Source organism: Streptomyces sp. NPDC041784 (assembly GCF_055591025.1).
In genome coordinates, this window is sequence record NZ_JBVJAB010000005.1 from 205,733 (window position 1) to 228,646 (window position 22,914).

At 71.5% G+C, this 22,914-nt stretch carries 19 protein-coding genes; 10 read left to right on the top strand and 9 right to left on the bottom strand.

Annotated features, from left to right (window positions below; translation table 11 throughout):
• Nucleotides 1-113 precede the first annotated feature (113 nt).
• On the bottom strand, nucleotides 114-2,945 hold the full coding sequence (locus tag ACZ6D7_RS13185) for a penicillin acylase family protein (RefSeq protein WP_469488618.1): 2,832 nt from the start codon (nucleotides 2,943-2,945) through the stop codon (nucleotides 114-116).
• 211 nt (nucleotides 2,946-3,156) lie between these two features.
• Here ACZ6D7_RS13185 and ACZ6D7_RS13190 point away from each other — a divergent pair, with 211 nt between their 5' ends.
• The 6 genes from ACZ6D7_RS13190 to mscL all read left to right on the top strand — a co-directional run bounded on the left by ACZ6D7_RS13190 (nucleotide 3,157) and on the right by mscL (nucleotide 9,131).
• Nucleotides 3,157-4,707: a potassium/proton antiporter gene (locus tag ACZ6D7_RS13190; RefSeq protein ID WP_469488621.1), complete on the top strand. Its 1,551-nt coding sequence runs from the start codon at nucleotides 3,157-3,159 to the stop codon at nucleotides 4,705-4,707.
• Nucleotides 4,708-5,010: 303 nt separating this feature from the next.
• Entirely contained in the window at nucleotides 5,011-6,312 is a 1,302-nt protein-coding gene (locus ACZ6D7_RS13195; protein WP_469488624.1) for an MFS transporter, read from the top strand.
• A 67-nt stretch (nucleotides 6,313-6,379) separates the two neighbouring features.
• The gene (locus tag ACZ6D7_RS13200; protein ID WP_469488627.1) at nucleotides 6,380-6,715 is read left to right on the top strand and encodes an FmdB family zinc ribbon protein; all 336 of its coding nucleotides are present in this window, start codon (nucleotides 6,380-6,382) and stop codon (nucleotides 6,713-6,715) included.
• 110 nt (nucleotides 6,716-6,825) lie between these two features.
• Nucleotides 6,826-7,659: an S-methyl-5'-thioadenosine phosphorylase gene (locus ACZ6D7_RS13205; RefSeq protein WP_469488630.1), complete on the top strand. Its 834-nt coding sequence runs from the start codon at nucleotides 6,826-6,828 to the stop codon at nucleotides 7,657-7,659.
• A gap of 299 nt (nucleotides 7,660-7,958) precedes the next feature.
• Nucleotides 7,959-8,516, top strand: coding sequence for a hypothetical protein (locus ACZ6D7_RS13210; RefSeq protein ID WP_469488633.1), 558 nt, complete (start codon nucleotides 7,959-7,961; stop codon nucleotides 8,514-8,516).
• Nucleotides 8,517-8,654: 138 nt separating this feature from the next.
• Complete coding sequence (gene mscL / locus ACZ6D7_RS13215; RefSeq protein ID WP_469488640.1) at nucleotides 8,655-9,131, top strand: large conductance mechanosensitive channel protein MscL; 477 nt, start codon at nucleotides 8,655-8,657, stop codon at nucleotides 9,129-9,131.
• Between the two features lie 145 nt (nucleotides 9,132-9,276).
• Here mscL and ACZ6D7_RS13220 read toward each other — a convergent pair whose 3' ends face one another.
• Entirely contained in the window at nucleotides 9,277-9,477 is a 201-nt protein-coding gene (locus ACZ6D7_RS13220) for a hypothetical protein (protein ID WP_469488647.1), read from the bottom strand.
• 149 nt (nucleotides 9,478-9,626) lie between these two features.
• On the opposite strand from ACZ6D7_RS13220, the gene ACZ6D7_RS13225 reads away from it, so the two are divergent.
• The gene (locus ACZ6D7_RS13225) at nucleotides 9,627-10,865 is read left to right on the top strand and encodes a low temperature requirement protein A (protein WP_469488653.1); all 1,239 of its coding nucleotides are present in this window, start codon (nucleotides 9,627-9,629) and stop codon (nucleotides 10,863-10,865) included.
• A 53-nt stretch (nucleotides 10,866-10,918) separates the two neighbouring features.
• Here the strand turns inward: ACZ6D7_RS13225 and ACZ6D7_RS13230 are convergent, their stop codons facing one another.
• Complete coding sequence (locus tag ACZ6D7_RS13230; RefSeq protein ID WP_469488657.1) at nucleotides 10,919-11,959, bottom strand: P1 family peptidase; 1,041 nt, start codon at nucleotides 11,957-11,959, stop codon at nucleotides 10,919-10,921.
• Between the two features lie 182 nt (nucleotides 11,960-12,141).
• Here ACZ6D7_RS13230 and ACZ6D7_RS13235 point away from each other — a divergent pair, with 182 nt between their 5' ends.
• Both ACZ6D7_RS13235 and ACZ6D7_RS13240 read left to right on the top strand, forming a co-directional pair.
• A complete protein-coding gene (locus ACZ6D7_RS13235) occupies nucleotides 12,142-13,359 on the top strand; it encodes a L,D-transpeptidase (protein WP_469488661.1) in 1,218 nt (405 codons plus the stop codon).
• 281 nt (nucleotides 13,360-13,640) lie between these two features.
• Complete coding sequence (locus ACZ6D7_RS13240; protein ID WP_469488664.1) at nucleotides 13,641-14,387, top strand: DUF6227 family protein; 747 nt, start codon at nucleotides 13,641-13,643, stop codon at nucleotides 14,385-14,387.
• Between the two features lie 6 nt (nucleotides 14,388-14,393).
• Here ACZ6D7_RS13240 and ACZ6D7_RS13245 read toward each other — a convergent pair whose 3' ends face one another.
• The 5 genes from ACZ6D7_RS13245 to ACZ6D7_RS13265 form a co-directional block, all read right to left on the bottom strand.
• Nucleotides 14,394-14,720, bottom strand: a complete 327-nt coding sequence (locus ACZ6D7_RS13245; protein WP_469488668.1) for a hypothetical protein — start codon at nucleotides 14,718-14,720, stop codon at nucleotides 14,394-14,396.
• Between the two features lie 154 nt (nucleotides 14,721-14,874).
• Nucleotides 14,875-16,950: a PTS fructose transporter subunit IIABC gene (locus ACZ6D7_RS13250; RefSeq protein ID WP_469488671.1), complete on the bottom strand. Its 2,076-nt coding sequence runs from the start codon at nucleotides 16,948-16,950 to the stop codon at nucleotides 14,875-14,877.
• A gap of 136 nt (nucleotides 16,951-17,086) precedes the next feature.
• Nucleotides 17,087-18,034 carry a 1-phosphofructokinase gene (gene pfkB / locus ACZ6D7_RS13255; RefSeq protein WP_469489406.1) on the bottom strand — a complete coding sequence of 316 codons (948 nt, stop codon included), beginning with the start codon at nucleotides 18,032-18,034 and terminating at the stop codon, nucleotides 17,087-17,089.
• Nucleotides 18,035-18,210: 176 nt separating this feature from the next.
• On the bottom strand, nucleotides 18,211-18,972 hold the full coding sequence (locus ACZ6D7_RS13260; RefSeq protein WP_469488674.1) for a DeoR/GlpR family DNA-binding transcription regulator: 762 nt from the start codon (nucleotides 18,970-18,972) through the stop codon (nucleotides 18,211-18,213).
• A gap of 194 nt (nucleotides 18,973-19,166) precedes the next feature.
• Nucleotides 19,167-20,612 carry an MFS transporter gene (locus ACZ6D7_RS13265; RefSeq protein WP_469489409.1) on the bottom strand — a complete coding sequence of 482 codons (1,446 nt, stop codon included), beginning with the start codon at nucleotides 20,610-20,612 and terminating at the stop codon, nucleotides 19,167-19,169.
• A 239-nt stretch (nucleotides 20,613-20,851) separates the two neighbouring features.
• Here ACZ6D7_RS13265 and ACZ6D7_RS13270 point away from each other — a divergent pair, with 239 nt between their 5' ends.
• Nucleotides 20,852-21,901, top strand: coding sequence for a helix-turn-helix transcriptional regulator (locus tag ACZ6D7_RS13270; RefSeq protein ID WP_469488678.1), 1,050 nt, complete (start codon nucleotides 20,852-20,854; stop codon nucleotides 21,899-21,901).
• Here ACZ6D7_RS13270 and ACZ6D7_RS13275 read toward each other — a convergent pair.
• A complete protein-coding gene (locus tag ACZ6D7_RS13275; protein WP_469489414.1) occupies nucleotides 21,898-22,620 on the bottom strand; it encodes a TetR family transcriptional regulator in 723 nt (240 codons plus the stop codon). The genes ACZ6D7_RS13270 and ACZ6D7_RS13275 overlap by 4 nt on opposite strands.
• Nucleotides 22,621-22,914 lie beyond the last annotated feature (294 nt).

Sequence of the window (22,914 nt, forward strand, 5' to 3'; positions counted from 1 at the left end):
CCCCCACCCCCTCCCCCCCCCCCCCCCCCCCCCCCCCACCCCCCCTCCCCCACCCCCCCCCCCCCCCCCCCCCCCCCCCCCCCCCCCCCCCCCCCCCCGCTCGGCTCAGGTGCTCAGGGCTTGAGCACGAGGGTGTCGCTGGTGCTCTTGTCGACCGCCTTCGCCGAGAAGGACCAGTCGAGCAGTTCGCCCTTGGCCCACTTCCCGGTCTGATCCGTGTAGTGCGCGTTGAAGGCGTGTCCGGAAGCGCCGGTCAGGTTGATCCACTTCGACTTGTCGGGGTCGTCGAGGTTGACCACCATCCGCATCGACGGCACCCACACGACGCCGTAGCCGCCCGCCGCGTTCCAGCCGGTCGCGTCGACCGCGGCCTCGCCGCCGCCGAGCTCCCACGGGCCGCGGTTGAGGACGTACTGGAGGGCGTCCGGACCGCTGGTGCCCAGGGTCTGGTTCTTCAGGAACAGGCGGTGCAGCCGGCCCCAGCTCCAGGTGTCGATGTCCTTGCCGAGCTTCGCGGTCAGCTCCCAGCGCGCGTCGATCATGGCGCGCTTGAGCAGGTCGTCGCGGTTGTGGTCGGCGCCGTCGCGGGTGCCCACCTCGGGCGTCGTCCACCAGTCGCTGTCCGGCTTGCCCATGAGGTCGCGCACGACCTGGAACCAGCGGTCGCCGCCGTCCGGCTGCGCCTGGTCGGGCTCGCGCTGGCCGCACTCGCGGACCTTCTGGGTGTTGTCCACGGCGTTGGTGGTGCTGGCCGGGTCGACCCACAGGCACTCTCCCTCGACCCGCAGCTCCTTGGGCAGCTTGTTGCCGAAGGCCAGCTTGAGGATGTTGCGCCAGACCGCGTTGAAGTAGGCGGCCGGGGCCGAGTCGGCGTCCTGGGTGTAGTTCCAGCCCTGGAGCAGGTCCTGCGCCTCACGGACGTCCGGGTCGTCGATGTTGATCTTCAGCAGGTCGGGCACCAGCTCCTGGGCGATCTCGCTGAAGTTGTCCGTCTGCATCTGGCGCATGTCGTCGGTGGAGATCTTGCCGTCGCCCTTGATCTTCTGCTTGATCAGCTCGGTGATCCGCTGGCTGCGGGTGCCGTAGCCCCAGTCCGTGGTGAGCGTGTACGGGTACTTGTCCGGGTCTATCACGGCCTGGTTGGCGGTGACGATGTAACCGCGCTCCGGGTCGTACTCGTAGGGCAGCTCGTCGAACTCGATGAAGCCGGTCCACTTGTTCTCGGACTCCCAGCCGGCCACCGGGACGGAACCGTCGTCACCCTTCGCGCGCGTGGGGATCCGGCCGGGCATCTGGTAGCCGATGTGGTCCGAGGTGTCCGCGTAGACCAGGTTCTGCGAGGGCACGTCGAAGAGCTCGGCCGCGTCCCGGAAGTCGTCCCAGCCCTTCGCCTTGTTCATGGCGAAGACGGCGTCCATGGTGGTGCCGGCGTCCAGCGCGGTCCACTTCAGGGCGACGCCGTAGCCGTCGCCACGGTCGGGCGCCGCGTTGTCGACGGTGGCCTTCTGGCCGACCTTCACCAGTTCCTTGCTGCGGTCGGACAGCAGGGGCATGCCGTCCTCGGTCTCCCGCACGACGATCTCCTTGGGGTCGCCGCCGGCGACCTTGATCGTCTCCACGCGCGCGGTGAAGGGCTTCACCTTGCCGTCGTACAGGTACCCCTTGCCGGAGAGCTTCTCCAGGTAGAGGTCGGTGACGTCGGCGCCGGAGTTGGTCATGCCCCAGGAGATGTCCTGGTTGTGGCCGATGACCACACCGGGCATGCCCGCGAAGGTGTAGCCGGTGACGTCGTACTGGCACTTGCCGGAGACCGTGCGGCAGTGCAGGCCCATCTGGTACCAGACGGAGGGCAGCGAGGCCGACAGGTGCGGATCGTTGGCCAGCAGGGGCTTGCCGGTGATCGTGTGCTTCCCGGCGACGACCCAGGAGTTGGATCCGATGCCGTTGCCGTTCACGCCGACCGCCGTGGGCAGGTCGTCGAGGACGTCGTAGAGGCCCACCAGCTGGCCCTGGAGGCCCGAGGTGTCCGAGGAGGTGCCCGAGCCGTCCGAGCTGCCGGACGTGCCCGTGGTGCCCGACGTGCCGCTCGTCGCGGACCCGTCACCGGAGGCGTCACCGGACGAGTCGCCGGAGCCGCTCGTGCCGTCGCTCGCCTCGAAGGCCTCGCTCAGGGTGCTGTACGCGCCTTCCTGGACGATCGTGTTGGACTCCTCGCCGACCTTGTACGGGTAGTCCGGGTACAGGTCGGCGATCTGCTGCGGGCCGAGACGGCTGGTCATCAGGGCGCGGTCGATCTCGTCCTGCATGTTGCCGCGCAGGTCCCAGGCCATCGCCTTCAGCCAGGAGACCGAGTCGACCGGGGTCCAGTCGGCCGGCTTGTAGTCGTTGACGAAGCCGAGCGCCGCGTACTCGAGGGAGATCTCCTCGGCGTCCTTGCCCGCGAGGTAGGCGTTGACCCCCTTGGCGTACGCCTGGAGGTACTTCTTGGTGGAGTCCGACAGCTCGGAGTCGTACTCCTTCTTCGCGATGCGGTCCCAGCCCAGGGTGCGCAGGAACTCGTCGTTGTCGACCTGGTCCTTGCCGAACATCTCCGACAGACGGCCGGACGTCATGTGCCGGCGCACGTCCATCTCGTAGAACCGGTCCTGCGCCTGGACGTAGCCCTGCGCCATGAACAGGTCCTCGTCGGAGGAGGCGTAGATCTGCGGGATGCCGTAGCCGTCCCGCTTCACGTCGACGGGCCCGGAGAGGCCCTTCAGCGTGATCGAACCCGTGGTCTGCGGGAAGGAGGCCCGGACGGTACTGATCGACCAGTACCCGCCGAACGCGATGCCGCCGATCACGGCCAGCACCAGTACAAGCACGATAAGACGGGCTTTGCGCCCCTTCTTCCGGCCGGACTTGCCGGGCTTGTCACCCGTTGTGGCGGTGGTGTTGGGGGGCATCGCTGTCCTTGCTGTCCTAACGCGAGCGGCAGGCGGTCCTGGAGTGCTGGAGCAACCATAGGCGCAGGGCCTCGCGGCCCTTGACTCGGAGTGGCGAACCAGCACGGAAGGATGTTCGATCTTGCCTCGCCGAGCGTCAAGAAATCGTCAAGAGTTAGGTAAGGTAACGAAGTAGTTGGGTCCGGAGCGTGCCGCTCCGTGTCCCATGGAGATGTGCGCCCGCGCGCGGGAACGAGATGCGCGCCAGGGAAGGGAACCGCCGCTGACTGTCCACGACCTCAACCAGCTCCTGCTCGTCTGCTCGCTCGTCCTGCTCGTCGCCGTCGCCGCGGTCCGGATCTCCTCGCGCAGCGGGCTCCCCAGCCTGCTCGTGTACCTGGGCATCGGTGTCCTCATGGGCCAGGACGGCATCGGCGACATCAAGTTCGACAACGCCGAACTGACCCAGGTCATCGGCTACGCGGCCCTGGTCGTGATCCTCGCCGAGGGCGGCCTGAGCACGAAGTGGAAGGAGATCGAGCCGGCCCTGCCGGCCGCCTCCGCGCTGGCGCTGGCCGGGGTAGCGGTGAGCGTGGGCGTCACCGCGACGGCCGCGCACTATCTGATCGGGCTGGAGTGGCGGCAGGCGCTCATCATCGGGGCGGTCGTCTCCTCGACGGACGCGGCGGCGGTCTTCTCCGTCCTGCGCCGCATCCCCCTGCCCGCGCGCGTGACGGGCACGCTGGAGGCCGAGTCCGGCTTCAACGACGCCCCGGTGGTCATCCTGGTGGTCGCCTTCTCCACCTCGGGCCCCGTCGAGCACTGGTACGTCCTGGTCGGCGAGATCGTGCTGGAGCTGGCCATCGGCGCGGCCATCGGCCTCGCGGTGGGCTGGCTGGGCTCCTGGGGGCTCCGGCACGTCGCGCTGCCCGCCTCCGGCCTCTACCCGATCGCCGTCATGGCGATCGCGGTCACCGCGTACGCGGCGGGCGCGATGGCGCACGGCAGCGGCTTCCTCGCCGTGTACCTCGCCTCGATGGTCATGGGCAACGCCAAGCTGCCGCACTGGCCGGCCACGCGCGGGTTCGCCGAGGGGCTCGGCTGGATCGCCCAGATCGGCATGTTCGTGCTGCTCGGCCTGCTGGTCACGCCGCACGAGCTGGGCGACGACGTGGTGCCCGCGCTCGTCATCGGGCTGGCCCTGACCATGGTGGCACGGCCGCTGAGCGTGGTGCTGTGTCTGACGCCGTTCCGGGTGCCCTGGCAGGAGCAGACGCTGATGTCCTGGGCCGGACTGCGCGGCGCGGTGCCCATCATCCTGGCGACGATCCCCATGGTGCAGGGCGTCGAGGCCAGCCGCCGCATCTTCAACATCGTCTTCGTGCTGGTCGTCGTCTACACCCTGGTCCAGGGGCCGACGCTGCCCTGGCTGGCCCGCAAGCTCCGGCTGGGCGGCGACAGCGAGGCCACCGACCTCGGCATCGAGTCGGCGCCGCTGGAGCGGCTGCGCGGGCATCTGCTGTCGGTCGCGATCCCCGAGAGCTCGAAGATGCACGGCGTCGAGGTCAACGAGCTGCGGCTGCCGGCCGGGGCCGCCGTCACCCTCGTCGTGCGCGACGGGAAGTCCTTCGTGCCGCTGCCCACCACGGTGCTGCGGCACGGCGACGAACTCCTCGTCGTCGCCACCGACCCGGTCCGGGACGCGGCCGAGCGCCGCCTGCGCGCCGTCAGCCACGGCGGCAAGCTCGCCGACTGGCTGGGCACGAACGGCACCACGCATTGAGAACGGCACCGCACGTCAAGAACGGCGGCCTACGTTAAGTACGTGTTTCGTCCTGTTCACACGGATGCCATTCGGAGGCCGGGGCACTCCTGGTGCTCATTTTCACAGGTACGAGGGTCGGCGCCCCCTGTACGATGAAGGCACACCTGATCGAACCAACTCTGCCTGACGCAGAGCTGGCGCGACCGTATGGCGGCCGGGGCGTCCTCGTCAGTGACACCGGTATCTACCGCAGTAGCGCAAGAGGACAGCTCTCGGCGCCCCCGCACGGGCGCGCTACCAGGCGGCAGAAAGGCACGGGCCGTGGCATCCACGGTCACCACCGAGCCGTCGCAGGAGTCGAAGGACTCGTCGGCTTCCGCCCGTCCGGGATACGGGCAACTGCTGCGCACCCGCGGCGCCTGGACGTTCCTGCTGCCCGGCTTCGCGGCCCGCCAGCCGTTCGCGATGCTCACCATCTCCATCGTGCTGCTCGTGCAGCACACCACCGGCTCCTACGGCGCGGCGGGCGCCGCCGCGGCGGTCACCGGTGTCTCCATGGCGCTGTTCGCCCCCTACAGCGGCCGTCTCGCCGACCGCTACGGCCAGCGCGCCGTCCTGATCCCCGGCGTGCTCGTGCACACGCTGTCGGGCCTGACCCTCACCGCGCTCGCGCTGGCGCACGCCCCCCTGTGGGCGCTGTTCGTCGCGGCGGTGCCCACGGGCGCCTCGGTCCCGCAGGTCGGGCCCATGGTGCGCGCCCGCTGGGGCGTGAAGCTGAAGGGCTCGCCCCTGATGACCACCGCCGCGGCCTTCGAGTCCGTCACCGACGAGCTGACCTTCGTCCTCGGCCCGCTGCTGGCGACCGCCCTGTGCACCACCGTGAACCCGGCCGCCGGCCTGATCACGGAGGCCTCGCTGACCCTGCTCGGCGGGCTGCTGTTCGCCGCGCGCAAGAGCACCCAGCCCTCGGTCGCCCCGGCCGGGCACGCGCGCGTGGAGCACACCTCGGCCCTGCGTATCCCCGGGGTGCGCGTGCTGATCGCGACCTTCCTCGGCATCGGGTCCGTCTTCGGCGGCATGCAGGTCTCGCTGGCCGCGTTCACCGAGTCGATCGGCGACCCCGGCCTCAACGGTGTCCTGTACGGCACCTTCGCCGCCGGCAACATGCTCTCCGGCCTGGTCTGCGGCGCGATCGCCTGGAAGGCGGCCCCGCAGCAGCGCCTCGTCGTCGGGTACGCCGCCCTCGCCCTGACGGCCTCCGGCCTGTGGGCCGCGCACTCGGTGCTCGTGCTGGCCGGCCTCGGCCTCCTGGTCGGCATGTGCATCGCGCCCGCGCTGATCACCGGCTACACCCTGGTCGAGGGGCTGGTCCCGGCCGGAGCCCGGACCGAGGCTTTCACCTGGCTGACCGGCGCGGTGGCGCTCGGCCAGGCGGCGGCCGTGACGGTCGCCGGACAGCTGGAGGACCGCTTCTGGGGCGGCGCCGGCTTCCTGGTCCCGATGGGCGGCACCCTGCTGGCCCTGGCCACCCTGCTGGCCCTGCGCTCACGGCTGGCGACCCGCCCCCGGGGACGCACGGTCGCACGTGGCGTCGGTCACCGCGTGCCGGTGACAGTGGACTGATCCCCGGGAATGCGTCACTATGGACCGTCGTTAGCACTCATCGAGTGAGAGTGCCAGGAGGAAGACAGTGCCGACCTACCAGTACCAGTGCACCGAGTGCGGCGAGGGCCTCGAGGCGGTGCAGAAGTTCACCGACGATGCCCTGACCGAGTGCCCCAGCTGTGGGGGCCGCCTCAAGAAGGTGTTCTCCGCGGTCGGCATCGTCTTCAAGGGCTCCGGCTTCTACCGCAACGACAGCCGCGGCTCCTCGTCGAGCAGCTCGCCGGCGTCGGCGTCGAAGTCGTCTTCGTCCTCCTCCGACTCCTCGTCCTCTTCTTCGTCGTCGTCCTCGTCGTCTTCGTCGTCCTCCTCGGACTCGAAGTCGTCGAGCGCCGGCACCTCGGCGGGCACCTCCGCCGCGTAAGGCCTTCTCCCAGGACCCTGTCGTCGTACGACGGCGGGGTCTTCGGTGTCTGCGGAGGCGGACGCGGAGGCGGACGCGGGGCCTGAACGGCGCGCGTTAGTGTGCTGGGCATGGCGAACGCAGAGATCGGCGTAATCGGCGGGTCCGGCTTCTACTCGTTTCTCGACGACGTGACCGAGATCCAGGTGGACACCCCGTACGGGGCGCCCAGCGACTCCCTCTTCCTCGGCGAGATCGCCGGCCGGCGGGTCGCCTTCCTGCCCCGGCACGGACGCGGCCACCATCTGCCGCCCCACCGCATCAACTACCGGGCCAACCTGTGGGCGCTGCGCTCGGTCGGCGCGCGCCAGATCCTCGGCCCGTGCGCGGTCGGCGGCCTGCGCCCCGAGTACGGTCCCGGCACGCTGCTCGTCCCCGACCAGCTGGTCGACCGTACGAAGTCCCGGGTCGGCACCTACTTCGACGGGATGCCGCTGCCCGACGGCACCGTGCCCAACGTGGTGCACGTGTCCCTGGCCGACCCCTACTGCCCCACGGGACGCGCGGCCGCGCTGAAGGCCGCGCGCGGCCGGGAGTGGGAGCCGGTGGACGGCGGAGCGCTGGTCGTGATCGAGGGGCCGCGGTTCTCGACCCGTGCGGAATCGTTGTGGCACCAGGCGCAGGGCTGGTCGGTGGTCGGCATGACAGGCCATCCGGAGGCGGCGCTCGCCCGTGAACTCGAACTCTGCTACACGTCGTTGACCCTGGTCACGGACCTGGACGCGGGTGCCGAGTCCGGTGAGGGCGTGTCCCACGAGGAGGTGCTGCGGGTGTTCGCGGCGAACGTGGACCGGCTGCGGGGAGTGTTGTTCGACGCGGTGGCCGGGCTGCCGGCGAACGGGGAGCGGGACTGTCTGTGCACGGGGGCGCTGGGCGGGCTGAATCCGGGGTTCGCACTGCCGTAGCCCGGGGATACGGGGGCGGGGCAGGGGCCCGGAGGTGCGAGCGGCGACCAGCGGTGGGGGCCGGGGGCCCAGAGGTGGGGGCGGGGCGCCACAGAAGTGAGGGCGAGGGCGCCACAGAAGTGGGGGCGGAACTCGTCGTTCGGGTGAGGGAGTTGTCCACAACCGGGCGGTGGTCCACCGGCTCCGGCGGGCGGCGGCGGGACGGGGCATCGTGGCTTCGCAGGCCCGATTCCTCGTCGCAGGTGGTGATCCCGTTGTCCCTTCGCCCTCCCCCGCATCCCGTCCCTCCCCCGTGCGAGGTGCCGCCCTTCGCTCCCGTCCGCGTCCACGGCGGCCGGCACCGGCTGGGCCGCCTCGTACGGAACCGGAGGCGCGCCCTCGCGGCCGGTCTCGCGGTCACCGCCGTCGCGTTGGTGGCCGCCGGCCCGCAGCACAGCGGCCCCGCGCGGGGGCACCCGGGCGAGGGCCCGCCTGCCCACGCGCGCTCCTCCTCGCGCGCCCCGGCCCACGATCCGCGCGCCGTGGGAAAGGTGACGGCGCCGGTGCGCATCGCCGACGCGGCCACCGTCCGCCTGCTGCGCCCGGGCGACCGGGTCGACGTCATCGCCGCCGAGCGGACGGCGTCGGGCGGCGAGGCCGAGGTGGTCGCCCGCGGTGCCCTGGTGACGAAGGTGCCGGAGCCGCTGGACTCCGGCACCTTCGGCTCTGCCGCCTCCGTCGGTGCCGGTGACAGTGCCGGTGGCGGTAGTGGTGACGGCGGCGATGGCGCGTTGCTCCTGCTGTCCGTACCCCGTTCCACCGCGGCGCGCCTGGCGGGTGCGAGCGCGACGGCCCGGCTGGCGGTGACCCTGTGGTGAGTCTCCTGGTGCGTGTGTGGCGGGCCGTGCTGTCAAGTCCCTTCTTCGAGCTGCCGAATTGGACACGCCCGCCGCGCATTGACGTAGGTTGCGGAGCTGTTCGTTCCACAACATGTGAAGACGAGGAGTTCCCCCGAGGTGAGCGAGACGAAGAAGCCGGGCGTCCTACAGGGCTTCAAGGCCTTCCTGATGCGCGGGAACGTCGTGGACCTGGCGGTCGCGGTGGTCATCGGCGCCGCGTTCACGAACATCGTGAGCGCGGTGGTGAAGGGCATCATCAACCCGCTGGTCGGCGCGATAGGCACCAAGAACCTCGACGGCTACAGCTCGTGCCTCCAGGACCCGTGCAAGGTCTCGGCGGACGGCACGGTGATCAGCGGCGTACCGATCCTGTGGGGCACGGTGCTCAGCGCCACGCTCACGTTCGTGATCACCGCGGCGGTCGTCTACTTCCTGATGGTCCTGCCCATGTCGAAGTACCTGGCCAGGCAGGAGGTCCGCAGGAAGGCGAAGGAGGGCACGCAGGAGGTGATCGAGGTGACCGAGCTGGAGGTGCTCAAGGAGATCCGCGACGCGCTGGTCGCCCAGCGCGGCTCGGGCCACAGCGAGCGGTAGCGACACTGCTCGGGGCCCTGCGGGGGTGGCACTGCGGAGGGCGGCGAATGCGGAGGGTGGCACTGCGGAGGGCGCTCCGCCTGGCCCCCGGCAGGGCGCTCCGCAGGGCCCCCGGCAGGGCGCTCCGCAAGGCCCGCGGCGGGCTTCAGATGTGGTGCGGCGGCTTCTCGTCGAGGAAGCGCTTGAGGTCGGCCGCGCTGTCACCGGAAGGGCCCGGCCGCTCGCCCCAGCCGCGGTCCGTGTCGTCCGAGGACTGCTGGTCCAGCGGATCGTCGAAGACCAGCGCGGCCTTCGGGGCGGGCGGCTCGGGGGCGGCGGGGTCGGTGGGGGCGGCGGGGGTGCTCATGCCTCCAGAGTACGGTCCCCGGTCTGGCGAACCCCGTCCGCGCCTCCTCCAGACCCCTCTGACCAGCCCTTCTCCGGGTGCAGCGCCCCGTCTCGGACCGTGCGCTCCTCCGCAAGATTTTCCGCCGGTTATCTGCTGTGCTGGGACGCATGACGCCCAGCTCCACACCGCCGGCCTCTCCGCCCGGCCCGCCCGGCCCCGCCGGCCCCCTGCGCAGACTCACCGCGCGCGGACGCGGCGAGGCGCACCGGATCGCCACGCCGCTCGAGCTGTTCTTCGACCTGTGCTTCGTGGTGGCCATCGCCCAGGCGGGCGCCCAGCTGGTGCACGCCGTGGCCGAGTCCCACGCGGGGCAGGGCATCCTCGACTACGCGATGGTCTTCTTCGCCATCTGGTGGGCCTGGATGAACTTCACCTGGTTCGCCTCGGCGTACGACAACGACGATGTCCTCTACCGGGTCGTCACGCTGGTGCAGATCGCCGGTGTCCTGGTCCTCGCGGCCGGTGTCTCACAGGCGTTCGAGGACCACGAGTACCTGGCCGTCTGGCTGGGCTACGCGATCATGCGGCTCGCGATGAGCGCGCAGTGGCTGCGCGTGGCGCTGTCGAGCGAGGGCCCGGAGAGAACGACGGCGCTGCGGTACGCCGGTGGCGTGCTGCTCTGCCAGGTCGGCTGGCTGGGGCTGCTGATCCTGCCCGAGCACGGCAGGGTGTGGGTGTTCCTGGTGATGGCTCTGGTGGAGATGGGTGTGCCGCTCTACGCGGAGAAGGACCACCCGACGTCCTGGCATCCGCACCACATCGCGGAACGCTACGGGTTGTTCACGATCATCGTGCTGGGCGAGACGGTCGCGGCGGCGACGATCGCCGTGAAGACCGGTATCGACGAGAACGACGCCCTGGACGAGCTGCTCCCGATCGCCACGGGCGGCCTGCTGATCATCTTCGCCGCCTGGTGGATCTACTTCGCGGTGCCCATCCACGGCCACCTGCGCTCCAACAAGCGGGCGTTCCTGTGGGGCTACGGCCACTACGTCGTCTTCGCCTCGGCCGCGGCGATCGGCGCGGGCCTGGAGGTGGCGGTCGAGCAGACGGTCGGCAAGGCCCACCTCTCGACGCTCTCCGCGTCGGCGGCCGTGACCCTGCCGACGGCGCTGTACCTGCTCGCCGTGTGGGCCCTGCACGCCCGTCACTTCAAGGCGGGGCTGGTCCAGCAGCTGGTGCTGCCGGTCACCGCGCTGCTGGTGATCTGCTGCACGTTCCTCGGCGAGTGGGCGGTCCTCGCGGCCGGCCTGGTGACGACACTGGCGGTGGCGACCGGGACGACGCTGACGGTCCGGGCCGCGACCCGGGCGAGGGCGGTACGGGCCTCGGGAGCGGCGGGGTAACCCCGTCCCCCGTCTCCCGTCCCCCGTCCCTCCGCCTTCGGTGCTCCGCTCCCCTATCCCCCGTACGGCTGCCCCCCGTACAACTCCGTGTACGAAGGCCACTCGCCACCCGGCCCCTGCGTCGACTCGGCCGCGCGTACGGCACGCACGATCGCGCGGGTCACCACGTCCGCGCCCGCCGCCAGGAGGGCGTTGAGCGCGAGGGGGTGCGTGGAGTCGAGCGGGCGCGTTCCGGTGGCCAGGGTGAACACCGTGTCCCCGTCGTGGAGGAGGTGCACCGGGCGTACGGCGCGCGCGATGCCGTCGTGCGCCGTGCCGGCCAGCTTCTGCGCCTGGGCCTTCGTCAGATCCGCGTCGGTGGCGACCACCGCGAGCGTGGTGTTCAGCGGAGGAGGAGCGCCCTTCGCGGCACTCTCGGCGAGGCGTAGGCGCGCGGCCTCATGAACCCGTGCCTCTGGGTACCGCACGCGCCCCTGGAACAGCTCCCCGTACAGCACGCCCGTCTCCGGATCCGTCACCGATCCGGCCGCGTTGGCGACGACCAGTGCGGCCACCGTGATCCCCGAGTCGAGAACGGTGCTCGCGCTGCCGACGCCGCCCTTCATCAGGCCGACGGCGGCACCCGTGCCGGCGCCCACGCACCCCTGCGGCACCCGGGCGCCCGGCTCGCTCGCCGCGGCCGCCTCGACGGCGGCCCGGCCGGTGGCCGCGTCCGGGCGGGCCCGGAAGTCACCGCCCCGCCCGAGGTCGAAGACGCAGGCGGCGGGCACCACCGGGACGACGTGCGCGGGGTCCGGGCCGACAGGCACCCCGCGCCCCCGCTCCTCCAGCCAGGCCATCACGCCGGAAGCCGCGTCCAGCCCGTAGGCGCTGCCGCCGGTCAGCACGATCGCCTCGACCCGCTGCACGAGGTTGCGCGGATCCAGCGCGTCGGTCTCCTTGGTGCCGGGACCGCCGCCGCGCACGTCCACGGCGGCGACGGCGCCGCCCTCGGGGGCGAGCACGACCGTGGTGCCGGTGAGCCAACCGCCGCCGGTGCGCGAGGCGTGGCCCACCCGCAGACCGGCGACGTCCGTCAGAGCGTCAACTGTCATGGGGGCCAGTGTCGCCGAGGGCTCAGGAGAGACGGGTGATTGTCCCGGTTCTGTCACGTGATGGTGTTCATGACGGAAAGGAGGGAACCCCATCGGCGGCCCGATCCCTCCTTCTCCACGTACTGGAGGTACTGGAGCGGATCACACCGGATCTCGCACATCACACGAAGCTGGAGCAGACCGTGACAACGCCGGACATAGCAGCGCGGCGCGTACTGGGGGCCTGTGCCGCCCTCGTGGTCGGCGCACTGACCCTGACCGCCTGTGGCGGCAGCGCCAACGCCGAGAACGACGACTCCAAGGGCGGCGGCACGGCCGCCAAGACGTCCACGGCGAAGATCGTGATCTCGGCGAAGGACGGCTCGACGGGCGCGTCGATCAACACGACGGGTGTGAAGGTGAGCGACGGCCGGCTCACCGAGGTGACGATGACGGTGGCGGGCGGAGCGTCCGTGCCGGGCACCCTGTCGGCCGACGGCACCAGCTGGAAGCCGAAGGAGCAGCTGGAGCGCGGGACGAAGTACGAGATATCGGCGACCGCGAAGGACGCGAACGGCAAGACGGCCGCGGCCAACTCGATCTTCACCACTGTCAGTTCGTCCAACAGCTTCATCGGCACGTACACCCCGGACAACGGCACGACGGTGGGCGTCGGGATGCCGGTGTCGTTCACGTTCGACAAGGCGATCAGCGACCAGAAGGCCGTGCAGTCACGCATCACGGTCACCTCCAGCAGCGGTCAGCAGGTGGCGGGGCACTGGTTCGGGGCGCAGCGGCTGGACTTCCGGCCCGAGGAGTACTGGAAGGCCGGTTCCAAGGTCACGATGAAGATCGACCTGGACGGCGTGGAGGGCGCGAACGGCGTCTTCGGGGTGCAGAAGAAGACGGTGACCTTCACGATCGGGCGCTCGCAGGTGTCCACGGTCGACGTGAACACGCAGACCATGACGGTGGTGCGGGACGGGCAGACGCTGAAGTCGGTGCCGATCTCGTCGGGCAGCGCGGAGCACACGACGTACAACGGCCAGATGGTGATCACGGAGAAGTTCACGCAGACGCGGATGAACAGCCGGACGGTCGGCCTGGGCGGGGAGTACGACATCCCGGACGTGCCGCACGCGATGCGCCTGACGCAGTCGGGCACCTTCATCCACGGCAACTACTGGTACAACAAGGGCAATCCGCCGTTCGGCCGGGAGGGCACCAGCCACGGCTGTGTGGGGCTCGCGGACGCGCAGGGCGCACAGGGCGACACCCCGGCCAAGTGGTTCTACGACAACTCGCTGATCGGGGACGTCGTCATCGTGAAGAACTCCCCGGACAAGACGGTGTCGCCGGACAACGGGCTCAACGGTTGGAACATGTCGTGGGCCGAGTGGACGGCCGGGAGCGCCGGCTGACCGGAGCGACGGGCGGCCCCTCGTGAGCGCCGGCCGATGCGTGGGCGCCGGCCGATGCGTGGGCGCCGGCCAGCCGTGAGCAAGCCGACCAGGAACCGGGCTCCGACCAGGAACCGGGCTCCGACCGGCGGTTTCTGACGGATCGTCGGGCCGCGCGGGAACATTTGGCGCGGCCCGGCCGTTTTCCCGGCGTACGTTTTCTCGGTTCCCGGACATGATGTCCGACCGAGGGGCTACGGTATGCACCCACAAGGTGACATGCAGCAACGCCGGGAGAAACCTTGAGCGTTCCGTACGAGACCGCAGCGTACGAACCAGCCGAGTCGCCCGAGTCTCCGGAGGAGCACCTCGCGCGACTGCTCGGTCGTGCCCTGAACTCGTTCGAGCTGCCGGACGACACGATAAGGCGGCTCGACTGCGCACTGGCCGATGACAGCTCGCTGCACTCCGCGCACCACAGCGCGGGCCTGCACCGCGAGACCTACCGGCACACCTGGCTGCTGGCCGACGGATGCGCGCTCACTCTGTGGGAGCTGGTCCACAACACCGCGCCGGGCAGCGAACCGCAGCACGAGGTCTACGTCGACGAGGAGGAGCTGCGGGCCGCCACGGCCCGGCTGCCACTCCCGCAGGACGCGCCGGACTTCGAGCTTCCGGTGACGGTGCAGCTCTCACCGGTCCTCGCGCCCCGCCATGTGTACGTGCCGGACGACTCGGCGGACCACGCGCGCCGGCTGCTGCGCCGCGCGGAGAACACCGACCGGCCCGACGCGGACACGGCCGCGCTGCTGACGACGGCGTTCGCGCACCAGATCACCCAGGCCTTCGGGCGTCCGTGCCGGGCGGGGCGTATCGGGCTGGGCTTCTCGCTCTACGAGCACGCGTTCCTGCTGCGGGACGGCCGGGAGATCTCCCTGTGGGAGGTCGAGCACACGGCGACGCCGGACGGGCGGCACATGTGCGAGGTGTACCCGTCCGAGGCCGAGGCCCGCGAGGCGATGGAACGGCGGGCGGCGCAGGTCCCCTAGGACAAGCTAGGAGGAGGCGGGGCCCGGGTGGCCGTCGCTCAGTTGCCGTACGAGGACCGCGAAGGCGTCTCTCTCGGCGGGGGTCAGTTCGACGGCCTCGCGGTGCGGGCCGGGCTGATCCGGGCTCGGGACGGCGGACAGCGCGGGTGACACGGCAGGCGCGGGACTCGTGGGGTGCACGGGACTCGTGGGACTCATGGGATGCACGGGACTCGTGGGGTGCACGGGGTGCGCATGCCGCGCTGCTGCCTCCGTGCGGAAGCGGCGCAGCATGCGGTTCATGCCGATCAGCCAGGCGATGGAGGCCAGGGCGAGGACGGTCATCCCCGTCATCTGGGGAATCGTGAGGTGCAGCGGCATACGGTCCAGTACACACCACGGTCCGGGGCTTACACCCCGGACCGTGACGTATCTCGCAGGTCGTACAGGTCACGCTTATGCCCTGTACAGCCCTGTACAGCGTGAATCAGTTGTAAAAGGGCGGGTGTTACGCCGCCACCGGCTGCTTCGACTGCGCGGCTATGGCAGCCGCGCCGCCCTCGGCCGCAGTCGGGGCCGTGGTGCCCGGGACCGGCTTGCGCAGGCCCTTGAGGACGACGACCAGGGCCGTCGTGACGCAGACGCCCGCGGCGATGGCGACCAGGTAGAGGAACGGGTTGCCGATCAGCGGAACCACGAAGATGCCGCCGTGCGGGGCGCGCAGCGTGGCGCCGAAGGCCATCGACAGGGCGCCGGTGACCGCGCCGCCCACCATCGAGGCCGGGATCACGCGCAGCGGGTCGGCCGCCGCGAACGGGATCGCGCCCTCGGAGATGAAGGAGGCGCCGAGGACCCAGGCGGCCTTGCCGTTCTCGCGCTCGGTCTGGGTGAAGAGCTTGCCGCGCACGGTGGTGGCCAGGGCCATCGCCAGCGGCGGGACCATGCCGGCCGCCATGACCGCGGCCATGATCTTCATCGCGGAGTCGCTCGGGCTGGCGACCGCGATGCCGGCGGTGGCGAAGGTGTACGCGACCTTGTTGACGGGGCCACCGAGGTCGAAGCACATCATCAGGCCGAGCAGGGCGCCGAGCAGGATGGCGTTGGTGCCGGTGAGGTCGTTCAGGCCGTCGGTCAGGGCCTTCTGCGCGGAGGCGATGGGCTTGCCGATGACGACGAACATCAGGAACCCGACGATCGCCGAGGAGATCAGCGGGATCACCACCACCGGCATGATGCCGCGCACCGCCGGCGGGATCTTCACCTTCTGGATCGACAGCACCACACCACCGGCGATCAGACCGGCGGCGAGTCCGCCGAGGAAGCCCGCGTTGATGGTGACGGAGATCGCGCCGCCGACGAAGCCCGGGACGAGCCCGGGGCGGTCGGCCATGCCGTAGGCGATGTACCCGGCCAGGACCGGGACGAGGAAGCCGAAGGAGACGACACCGATCTGGAAGAGCAGCGCGGCCCAGCTGTCGGCCTGTGTCCACACGAAGTGGTCCATGACCGACGGCGCCTTGTTGATCTTGTAGCCGCCGATCGCGAAGCCGAGGGCGATGAGCAGACCACCGGCGGCGACGAACGGGACCATGTAGCTGACGCCGGACATCAGCCACTTGCGGAGCTTGGTGCCGTAGCCCTCGGAGGAGTCGCCGGAGCGCTCCACGGGCGTGCCCGGAGCGGCACCCGCCGTCACCTCGCCGCGCTCGGCCTTGCCGCGCACCTCGGCGATCAGCTCGGCGGGACGGTTGATGCCCGCCTTCACACCGACGTCGACGGTGGGCTTGCCGGCGAAGCGGTCCTTGTCGCGTACGGGGACGTCGTGGGCGAAGATCACGCCGTCCGCGGCGGCGATGACGGCCGGGTCGAGCCGGGTGAAGCCGGCCGAGCCCTGCGTCTCCACGGTCACCTCGACACCCTCGTCCCGGCCGGCGTTCTCCAGGGACTCGGCCGCCATGTAGGTGTGGGCGATACCGGTGGGGCAGGAGGTGACGGCGACGATCCGGAAGGGGCGCGACGCCGGTTCGGGGGTGCTGGCCGTGGCGGCCTCGGGGGAGGCCGCCCCCGACGCCGCCACGGAGTCTTCGGAGGCACCGGGCGTGGCCGGGGCCTCAGCGGCGGGAGCCGCGTCGGCGGCCGGAACCTCGTCGCCCCGGATCAGCGCCGCCGCGGCCGCCGTGTCGTCCACCGAGCGCAGCGCGTCCGTGAACTCGCTGTTCATCAGCTGCCGGGCCAGGGCGGACAGGATCGTGAGGTGGGCGTCGTCGGCGCCGGCGGGCGCGGCGATCAGGAAGATCAGGTCGGCGGGACCGTCGGCCGCGCCGAAGTCGATGCCGGCTGTGCTGCGCCCGAAGGCGAGCGTCGGCTCGGTGACGTGCTCGCTGCGGCAGTGCGGGATGCCGATGCCGCCGTCGAGGCCGGTGGGCATCTGAGCCTCACGGGCGGCCACGTCGGCGAGAAAGCCGTCCAGGTCGGTCACCCGGCCCAGGGCCACCATGCGTGCGGCGAGCGACCGCGCGGCCGCTTCCTTGGTCTCGGCGGACAGGTCGAGATCGACCAGGTCCGCGGTGATCATCTCGCTCATCGCGGGCTCCTTCGCTCGCGTATCGCCCGGAGTGTGGGGTGGGCGGGGGTGGGGACGGGGGTGAGGTGGGGGGAGGTGAGGGGGTCGGCGGGGCGGCTCGGCCGCCCGCGGTGCGTGCCGGATAACAGGAGGGACGTCATGACACCGGCTCCTTCAACTCGCGGTCCACCGGCACGTCCGCCGTGACCGTCACCGCCGCCGGGTCCAGATCGCCCGGGGTCGGCATCACACTGCCCGGCAGCTGGACGGCCGCCGCGCCATGGGCGACGGCGGAGGCGAGCGCCCCCGGACCGCGGCCGCCGGCGACGAGGAAGCCGGCGAGGGAGGAATCGCCCGCCCCGACATTGCTGCGTACGACGTCGACGCGCGCGCTGGCGAACCAGGTGCCCGCGTCCTCCACCAGCAGTTGGCCGTCGGCGCCGAGGCTCGCGAGGACGGCGCGGGCGCCCATCTCCCGCAGTTCCTCGGCGGCCTTCACCGCGTCGCCCACCGTCGCCAGGGGGCGTCCGACGGCTTCCGCGAGTTCCTCGGCGTTCGGCTTCACCACGTCGGGCCGCTCCCGCAGCGCTTCGAGGAGCGCGCGCCCGGAGGTGTCCAGAGCGATGCGCGCGCCCCCGGCGTGCGCCCGGGCGACGACCTCGGCGTACCAGGACGGCGCGAGTCCCCGGGGCAGGCTGCCGCAGCAGGCGATCCAGTCGGCGCCGCGCGACTGCTCGCGCACGGTCTCCAGGAGCAGTTCCTGCTCGGCCCCGGACAGTTCCGGGCCCGGCGCGTTGATCTTCGTGAGGACGCCGTCGGATTCGGCGAGCGCGATGTTCGAACGGGTGGCGCCGACGACCGGCACCGGGGCGACCTCGATGCCCTGCGCGTCGAGCAGGTCGGCGACGAGCGCGCCCGGCGCACCGCCCAGGGGCAGCACGGCGACCGTACGCCGTCCGGCGGCCGCGACGGCGCGCGAGACGTTCACGCCCTTGCCGCCCGGGTCCATCCGCTCGCCGGTGGCACGGATGACCTCGCCGCGGTCGAGGGAGGGGACCTCGTAGGTGCGGTCCAGGGAGGGGTTGGGGGTGACGGTGAGGATCACGCCGGTGCCCCTCGTACCGGTGCCCCTCGTACCGGTGCCACTCGCGCCGGGGTCACTCATGCCCGTACCGCTCATGCCCGTACCGCTCATGCCCGTACCGCTCGCGCTCGTGTCACTCGTGCCCGTACCGCTCATGCCCGTACCGCTCGCGCTCGTGTCGCTCATGTTCGTGCCGCTCATGCTCGTACTACTTCCGTGCCGCCGCGCTCGATCGTGGCCGCGTCCTCGGGGCTCAGCCCGCTGTCGGTGATCAGGAGGTCCACGTCGGCCATGTCGCCGAAGCGGGCGAAGTGCTCCTGGCCGTGCTTTGAGGAGTCGGCGAGCAGCACCACCCGGCGTGCGGCGGCGACGGCCGCCCGCTTCACCGCGGCCTCGGCGAGGTCGGGCGTGGTGAGCCCGTGCTCGGCGGAGAAGCCGTTGGCGGCGACGAACAGGACGTCGGCGCGGATCTCGCCGTACGCGCGCAGCGCCCAGGCGTCCACGGCAGCGCGCGTACGGTGCCGCACGCGCCCCCCGACGAGGTGGAGCTGCATGCCCGGGTGGTCCGCGAGACGGGCCGCGATGGGCAGGCTGTGCGTGACGACGGTCAGCTCGGCCTCCAGCGGGAGGGCGGCGGCCAGCCTGGCGACCGTCGTACCGGCGTCGAGGATCATCGTGCCCTCGGACGGCAGTTCCGTGAGGGCCGCCTTCGCGATGCGGTCCTTCTCGTCGGTGGAGGTGCCCTCGCGTTCGGTGAGGTCCGGCTCGAAGTCGAGGCGACCGGCCGGTATGGCACCGCCGTGGACGCGGCGCACCAGGCCGGCCCGGTCGAGGGCCTTCAGGTCGCGGCGGATCGTCTCCGCCGTGACCTGGAACTCCTCGGCCAGCGACAGGACGTCCACCCGGCCGCCCTCACGGGCGAGCCGCAGGATCTCCTGCTGCCGCTCCGGTGCGTACATGTCCGCTCACCTCCGCTTTATGCCCGAACTTGTGGTTTCGTTCGGAGACTACGCCCGGATTTCCAGAATGTAAACAGGTTCGGGCGTCATTCGGGCATGAACGGACTTCCCTCCCTCCGCCGCGGACACCGCAGACGCGCCGAAGGGCCCGGCGTCCCACGGACACCGGGCCCTTCTGGCGGTCGTCGCCCCGCTCAGCCCGCGAGCGCGCGCTCCCGCTCCTCGGAGGGGGCCGCCTCCGAGGCGTCCGTGGCGCCCTCCAGATGCTGCGCCGGCCGCTTCGGCAGAGCGAACATCAGCAGGAAGATCGCCGCCATCACCGCGGCCACCCATCCCAGCGCGTGCTGGAAGGCGTTCACGAAAGCGGGACCCACCTCGGACCGGGTCAGCCGGTCGCCGATCTCGCCGAAGAAGACCACGGACACCAGGCCCAGACCGAGCGCATTGCCCATCTGCTGCACGGTGTTGATCAGCCCGGACGCCGAACCGGCGTGCTCGCGCGGCACCTCCGACAGCACCGCGTCCGTCAGCGGGGCCACGATCAGACCCATGCCGACGCCCATCACGACCAGCGGGAGCGCCATCTGCCAGGAGGCGATGCCGAGGCCGTAGCGCTCGGACTCCCAGATGTAGAGCAGGACGCCGAGGGTCATGGTCAGCGCGCCCGCCTGGAGCACCTTGCGGCCGAAGCGCGGGACCAGCTTCTGGACGGAGAGGCCCGCGGCCGTGGACACGGCGATGGAGAACGGGACACCGGTCAGCCCGGCGCGCAGCGGGCTCCAGCCCAGGCCGATCTGCATGTACAGCGTCCACACCAGGAAGAAGATGCCGAGGCCGATACCGAAGACGGTCTGCACGGCTATGCCCGCGGCGAAGCTCTTCACCCGGAAGAGGGAGAGCTCGATCAGCGGCGAGCCGTCCCGCGCGGCCTTGCGCCGTTCGTACGCAACCAACGCCCCGAGCACGACGAGCGCGCCGGCCATCGACAGGTGCCCCCACAGCGGCCAGCCCAGCTCGCGGCCCCGGGTGAGCGGGTAGATCAGCATCAGCATGCCGAGCGTCACGAGCGCGACACCGACCAGGTCCAGCTTCAGAGCCTTCGGCGCGCGGGACTCCGTGATGAAGCGGCTGCCGAGGATCAGGCCCAGGATGCCGACGGGCAGGTTGATGAGGAAGATCGGCCGCCATTCGAGTCCGAACAGGTTCCATTCCGTCAGCAGCGCGCCGAGCAGCGGCCCGGAGACCGCGCCGAGGCCGACGATCGCGCCGAACAGCCCGAAGACCTTGCCGCGTTCGTGCGCCGGGAAGGTGGCGTGCACGATCGACAGCACCTGGGGCACCATCAGCGCCGCCATACCGCCCTGGAGGATGCGGGAGGCGACGAGCATCTCCGGGTTCGCCGCGAAGCCGCAGAGCGCGGACGCCAGCGTGAAGCCGCCGATCCCGAGCAGGAACAGCCGCTTGCGGCCGTGGATGTCGCCCAGCCGGCCGCCGGTGATCAGGCCCGCGGCGAAGGCGAGCGCGTATCCGGCGGTTATCCACTGGATCTGGCTGTCGGAGGCGCCCGCCTCCGACTGGATGGACGGGATCGCGATGTTGACGATCGTGACGTCGACGAGGTCCATGAAGGCCGCGGTCATCACGATCGCCAGGGCGAACCAGCGCCGGCGGTCCGGCGCGGGCGCTGCGCTGTCCGCACGATCCGTGCTCGCTGCGATGCCCGCGGCGCCAGCGCTGTCTGCACTGTCTGCGGTGCCTGAGCTGTCTGCGGTGCCTGAGCTGTCTGCGCTGTCCGAAGGGGATGCGGTGGAGGTCATGAGAGAAAACTAGAGCCCCATTAGGTCAGATCGCGTCCTATTTCTGCGGCATCCTCGAAGTCATGACGACGGACACCCCGGCCCGGCTGCTCCAGCTCCTCTCCCTCCTCCAGACGCCCCGCGAATGGCCCGGCGGCGAGCTCGCCGGGCGGCTCGGAGTGTCCCGCCGTACGGTGCGGCGGGACATCGACCGGCTGCGCGAGCTGGGCTATCCCGTACAGGCGACCAAGGGCTCGGACGGCGGCTACCGCCTGGTCGCGGGCAAGGCGATGCCGCCGCTGGTGCTCGACGACGAGGAGGCCGTGGCGATCGCGGTCGGCCTGCGCGTCGGCGCCGGGCACGCGCTCGAGGGCGTGGATGAGGCGTCCGTACGGGCGCTGGCCAAGCTGGAACAGGTCCTGCCGGCCCGGCTGCGTCACCGCGTCTCCACCCTCCAGGCCGCCACCACACCGCTGACCAGCGGGGACGGCGCGAGCATTGCCCCCGAGACGCTGACCGTCATGGCCTCGACGGTGGCCGGGCAGGAGCGGCTCCGGTTCGCCTACCGCGCGAAGGACGGCATCGAGTCCCGCCGCCTCACCGAGCCCTACCGGCTGGTGTCCACCGGCCGCCGCTGGTACCTCGTGGCCTATGACCTCGACCGCGCCGACTGGCGCACGTTCCGCGTCGACCGCGTGAGCGAACCCTTCGCCACCGGCGCCCGGTTCACCCCGCGCGAGCTGCCCACGGGGAGCGCCGCCGAGTACCTGCGGCAGTCCATCCACCGACGGCCGGACGCGAACGAGTACGCGTACGACGTCACTTTCGAGGCACCGGCGGACTGGGTGGCCGCCCGGCTCCCCGCGTGGCTCGGCCGCCCCGAGGAGAACGGCGACGGCGGCTGCAGGCTGCGGGCGTCGACCAGCGATCCGGTGGAGTGGGTGGCGATGCGGCTGGCCCTGCTGGGCTGCGAGTTCTCGGTCCGGGGACCGGAGCAACTGGCGGAGTGTGTAAGGGAGTTGGGAGGACGGTTGGGACGGGCCGCCGGGGGCGACCGGGACCGGGGGGAGGCCGGGGAGCGCCGGGGGACGGGCGGGGGACACCAGGGGACGGCTGGGGGACGTCAGGGCTAGGGGGTGTCCGGAAGCTCGGGTCCGTTCCACGCGAACCCCCGCAGCGCCCGCAGGTTGCGCAGCGCCAGTTCCGCCGGGCCTTGCGGTCCCGTGGGAGGAGTGTCGGTGGCGGCCCAGCTCTCCACGGCGACCCGGACGGCGGCGCTGACCACGGCCGCGGTGAAGAGCTGGTGCGGCTCCACCTGCGATGCCCTCTGCACCGCCCCCTGCGCCGCCCCCTGCGCCGCCCCCTGCTCCGAACCCACCCGCTCCAAGGCCCCCATGTGCCCCACGTGCCCCACGTGCTCCGTGCCCTCCGTCCGCTCCATGCGCTCCATCTGTTCCATCCGCTCCACCAGCACCTCCGCCAGTGCGGTCTCCGACGCGTGGCAGACCTCCGCCCACACCTTGCCCAGCGCCGGGCTGGTCGTGGCCAGCCGGATCAGGGTGCGGACCCATTCCCAGGACGCCGCCGACACCGCGCGGCCGGGGATCAGGGTGTGCCGTACGGCATGTTCCAGGGCCTCCGGTACGGGGAGTTCGGCCGGGGCTTCACGGACCGCCTCCGCCCAGCGCTGGGCGCCCGCCGCGTAGAGGGGAGCGACGGCCTCCTCCTTCGTCGCGAAGTACCGGTAGAAGGTGCGGGGGGCGATGCCCGCGGCCTGGGCGATGTCCTCGGCCCGGGTGGCCTTCAGGCCGCGGTTGACGAAGAGGCCGGCCGCGGCCCGGGCGATGTCCATCCGGGTGGCCGCTTTGCGCCGCTCGGTCAGCGAAGCCGAGGCGGGGGTGGAGCTGATCACGTCGGCAGGCTATGCCCATGTGGCACAATCTGCCATCCGGGCGGGCCACCCCGTGGTTCAGGTACGGGGTGCCCCGCTCTCCCCTGCCCGCCCGCGCGTTGCACACGTTTCCGCTCGCAATCCGTCGCAGGACCGCACACCGCTCCCCGGAATCCGACGCGACGCGCCCCCGCGCCCCCTCTCCTGGCCCGCGCCCCGCGTACAAAAGCGAGCCGGGCCCCGGCGCCCAGGGGG

Excerpts from the sequence above, each read along its gene's own strand:
- ACZ6D7_RS13190 (WP_469488621.1), top strand. The coding sequence starts at position 3,157 with ATGTGCGCCCGCGCGCGGGAACGAGATGCGCGCCAGGGAAGGGAACCG.
- ACZ6D7_RS13270 (WP_469488678.1), top strand. The coding sequence starts at position 20,852 with ATGACGACGGACACCCCGGCCCGGCTGCTCCAGCTCCTCTCCCTCCTC.
- ACZ6D7_RS13225 (WP_469488653.1), top strand. The coding sequence starts at position 9,627 with ATGACGCCCAGCTCCACACCGCCGGCCTCTCCGCCCGGCCCGCCCGGC.
- ACZ6D7_RS13275 (WP_469489414.1), bottom strand. The coding sequence starts at position 22,620 with ATGGACATCGCCCGGGCCGCGGCCGGCCTCTTCGTCAACCGCGGCCTG.
- ACZ6D7_RS13185 (WP_469488618.1), bottom strand. The coding sequence starts at position 2,945 with ATGCCCCCCAACACCACCGCCACAACGGGTGACAAGCCCGGCAAGTCC.
- ACZ6D7_RS13245 (WP_469488668.1), bottom strand. The coding sequence starts at position 14,720 with ATGACGGGGATGACCGTCCTCGCCCTGGCCTCCATCGCCTGGCTGATC.
- ACZ6D7_RS13230 (WP_469488657.1), bottom strand. The coding sequence starts at position 11,959 with ATGACAGTTGACGCTCTGACGGACGTCGCCGGTCTGCGGGTGGGCCAC.
- ACZ6D7_RS13260 (WP_469488674.1), bottom strand. The coding sequence starts at position 18,972 with ATGTACGCACCGGAGCGGCAGCAGGAGATCCTGCGGCTCGCCCGTGAG.
- ACZ6D7_RS13205 (WP_469488630.1), top strand. The coding sequence starts at position 6,826 with ATGGCGAACGCAGAGATCGGCGTAATCGGCGGGTCCGGCTTCTACTCG.
- ACZ6D7_RS13250 (WP_469488671.1), bottom strand. The coding sequence starts at position 16,950 with ATGAGCGAGATGATCACCGCGGACCTGGTCGATCTCGACCTGTCCGCC.
- ACZ6D7_RS13265 (WP_469489409.1), bottom strand. The coding sequence starts at position 20,612 with ATGACCGCGGCCTTCATGGACCTCGTCGACGTCACGATCGTCAACATC.
- ACZ6D7_RS13220 (WP_469488647.1), bottom strand. The coding sequence starts at position 9,477 with ATGAGCACCCCCGCCGCCCCCACCGACCCCGCCGCCCCCGAGCCGCCC.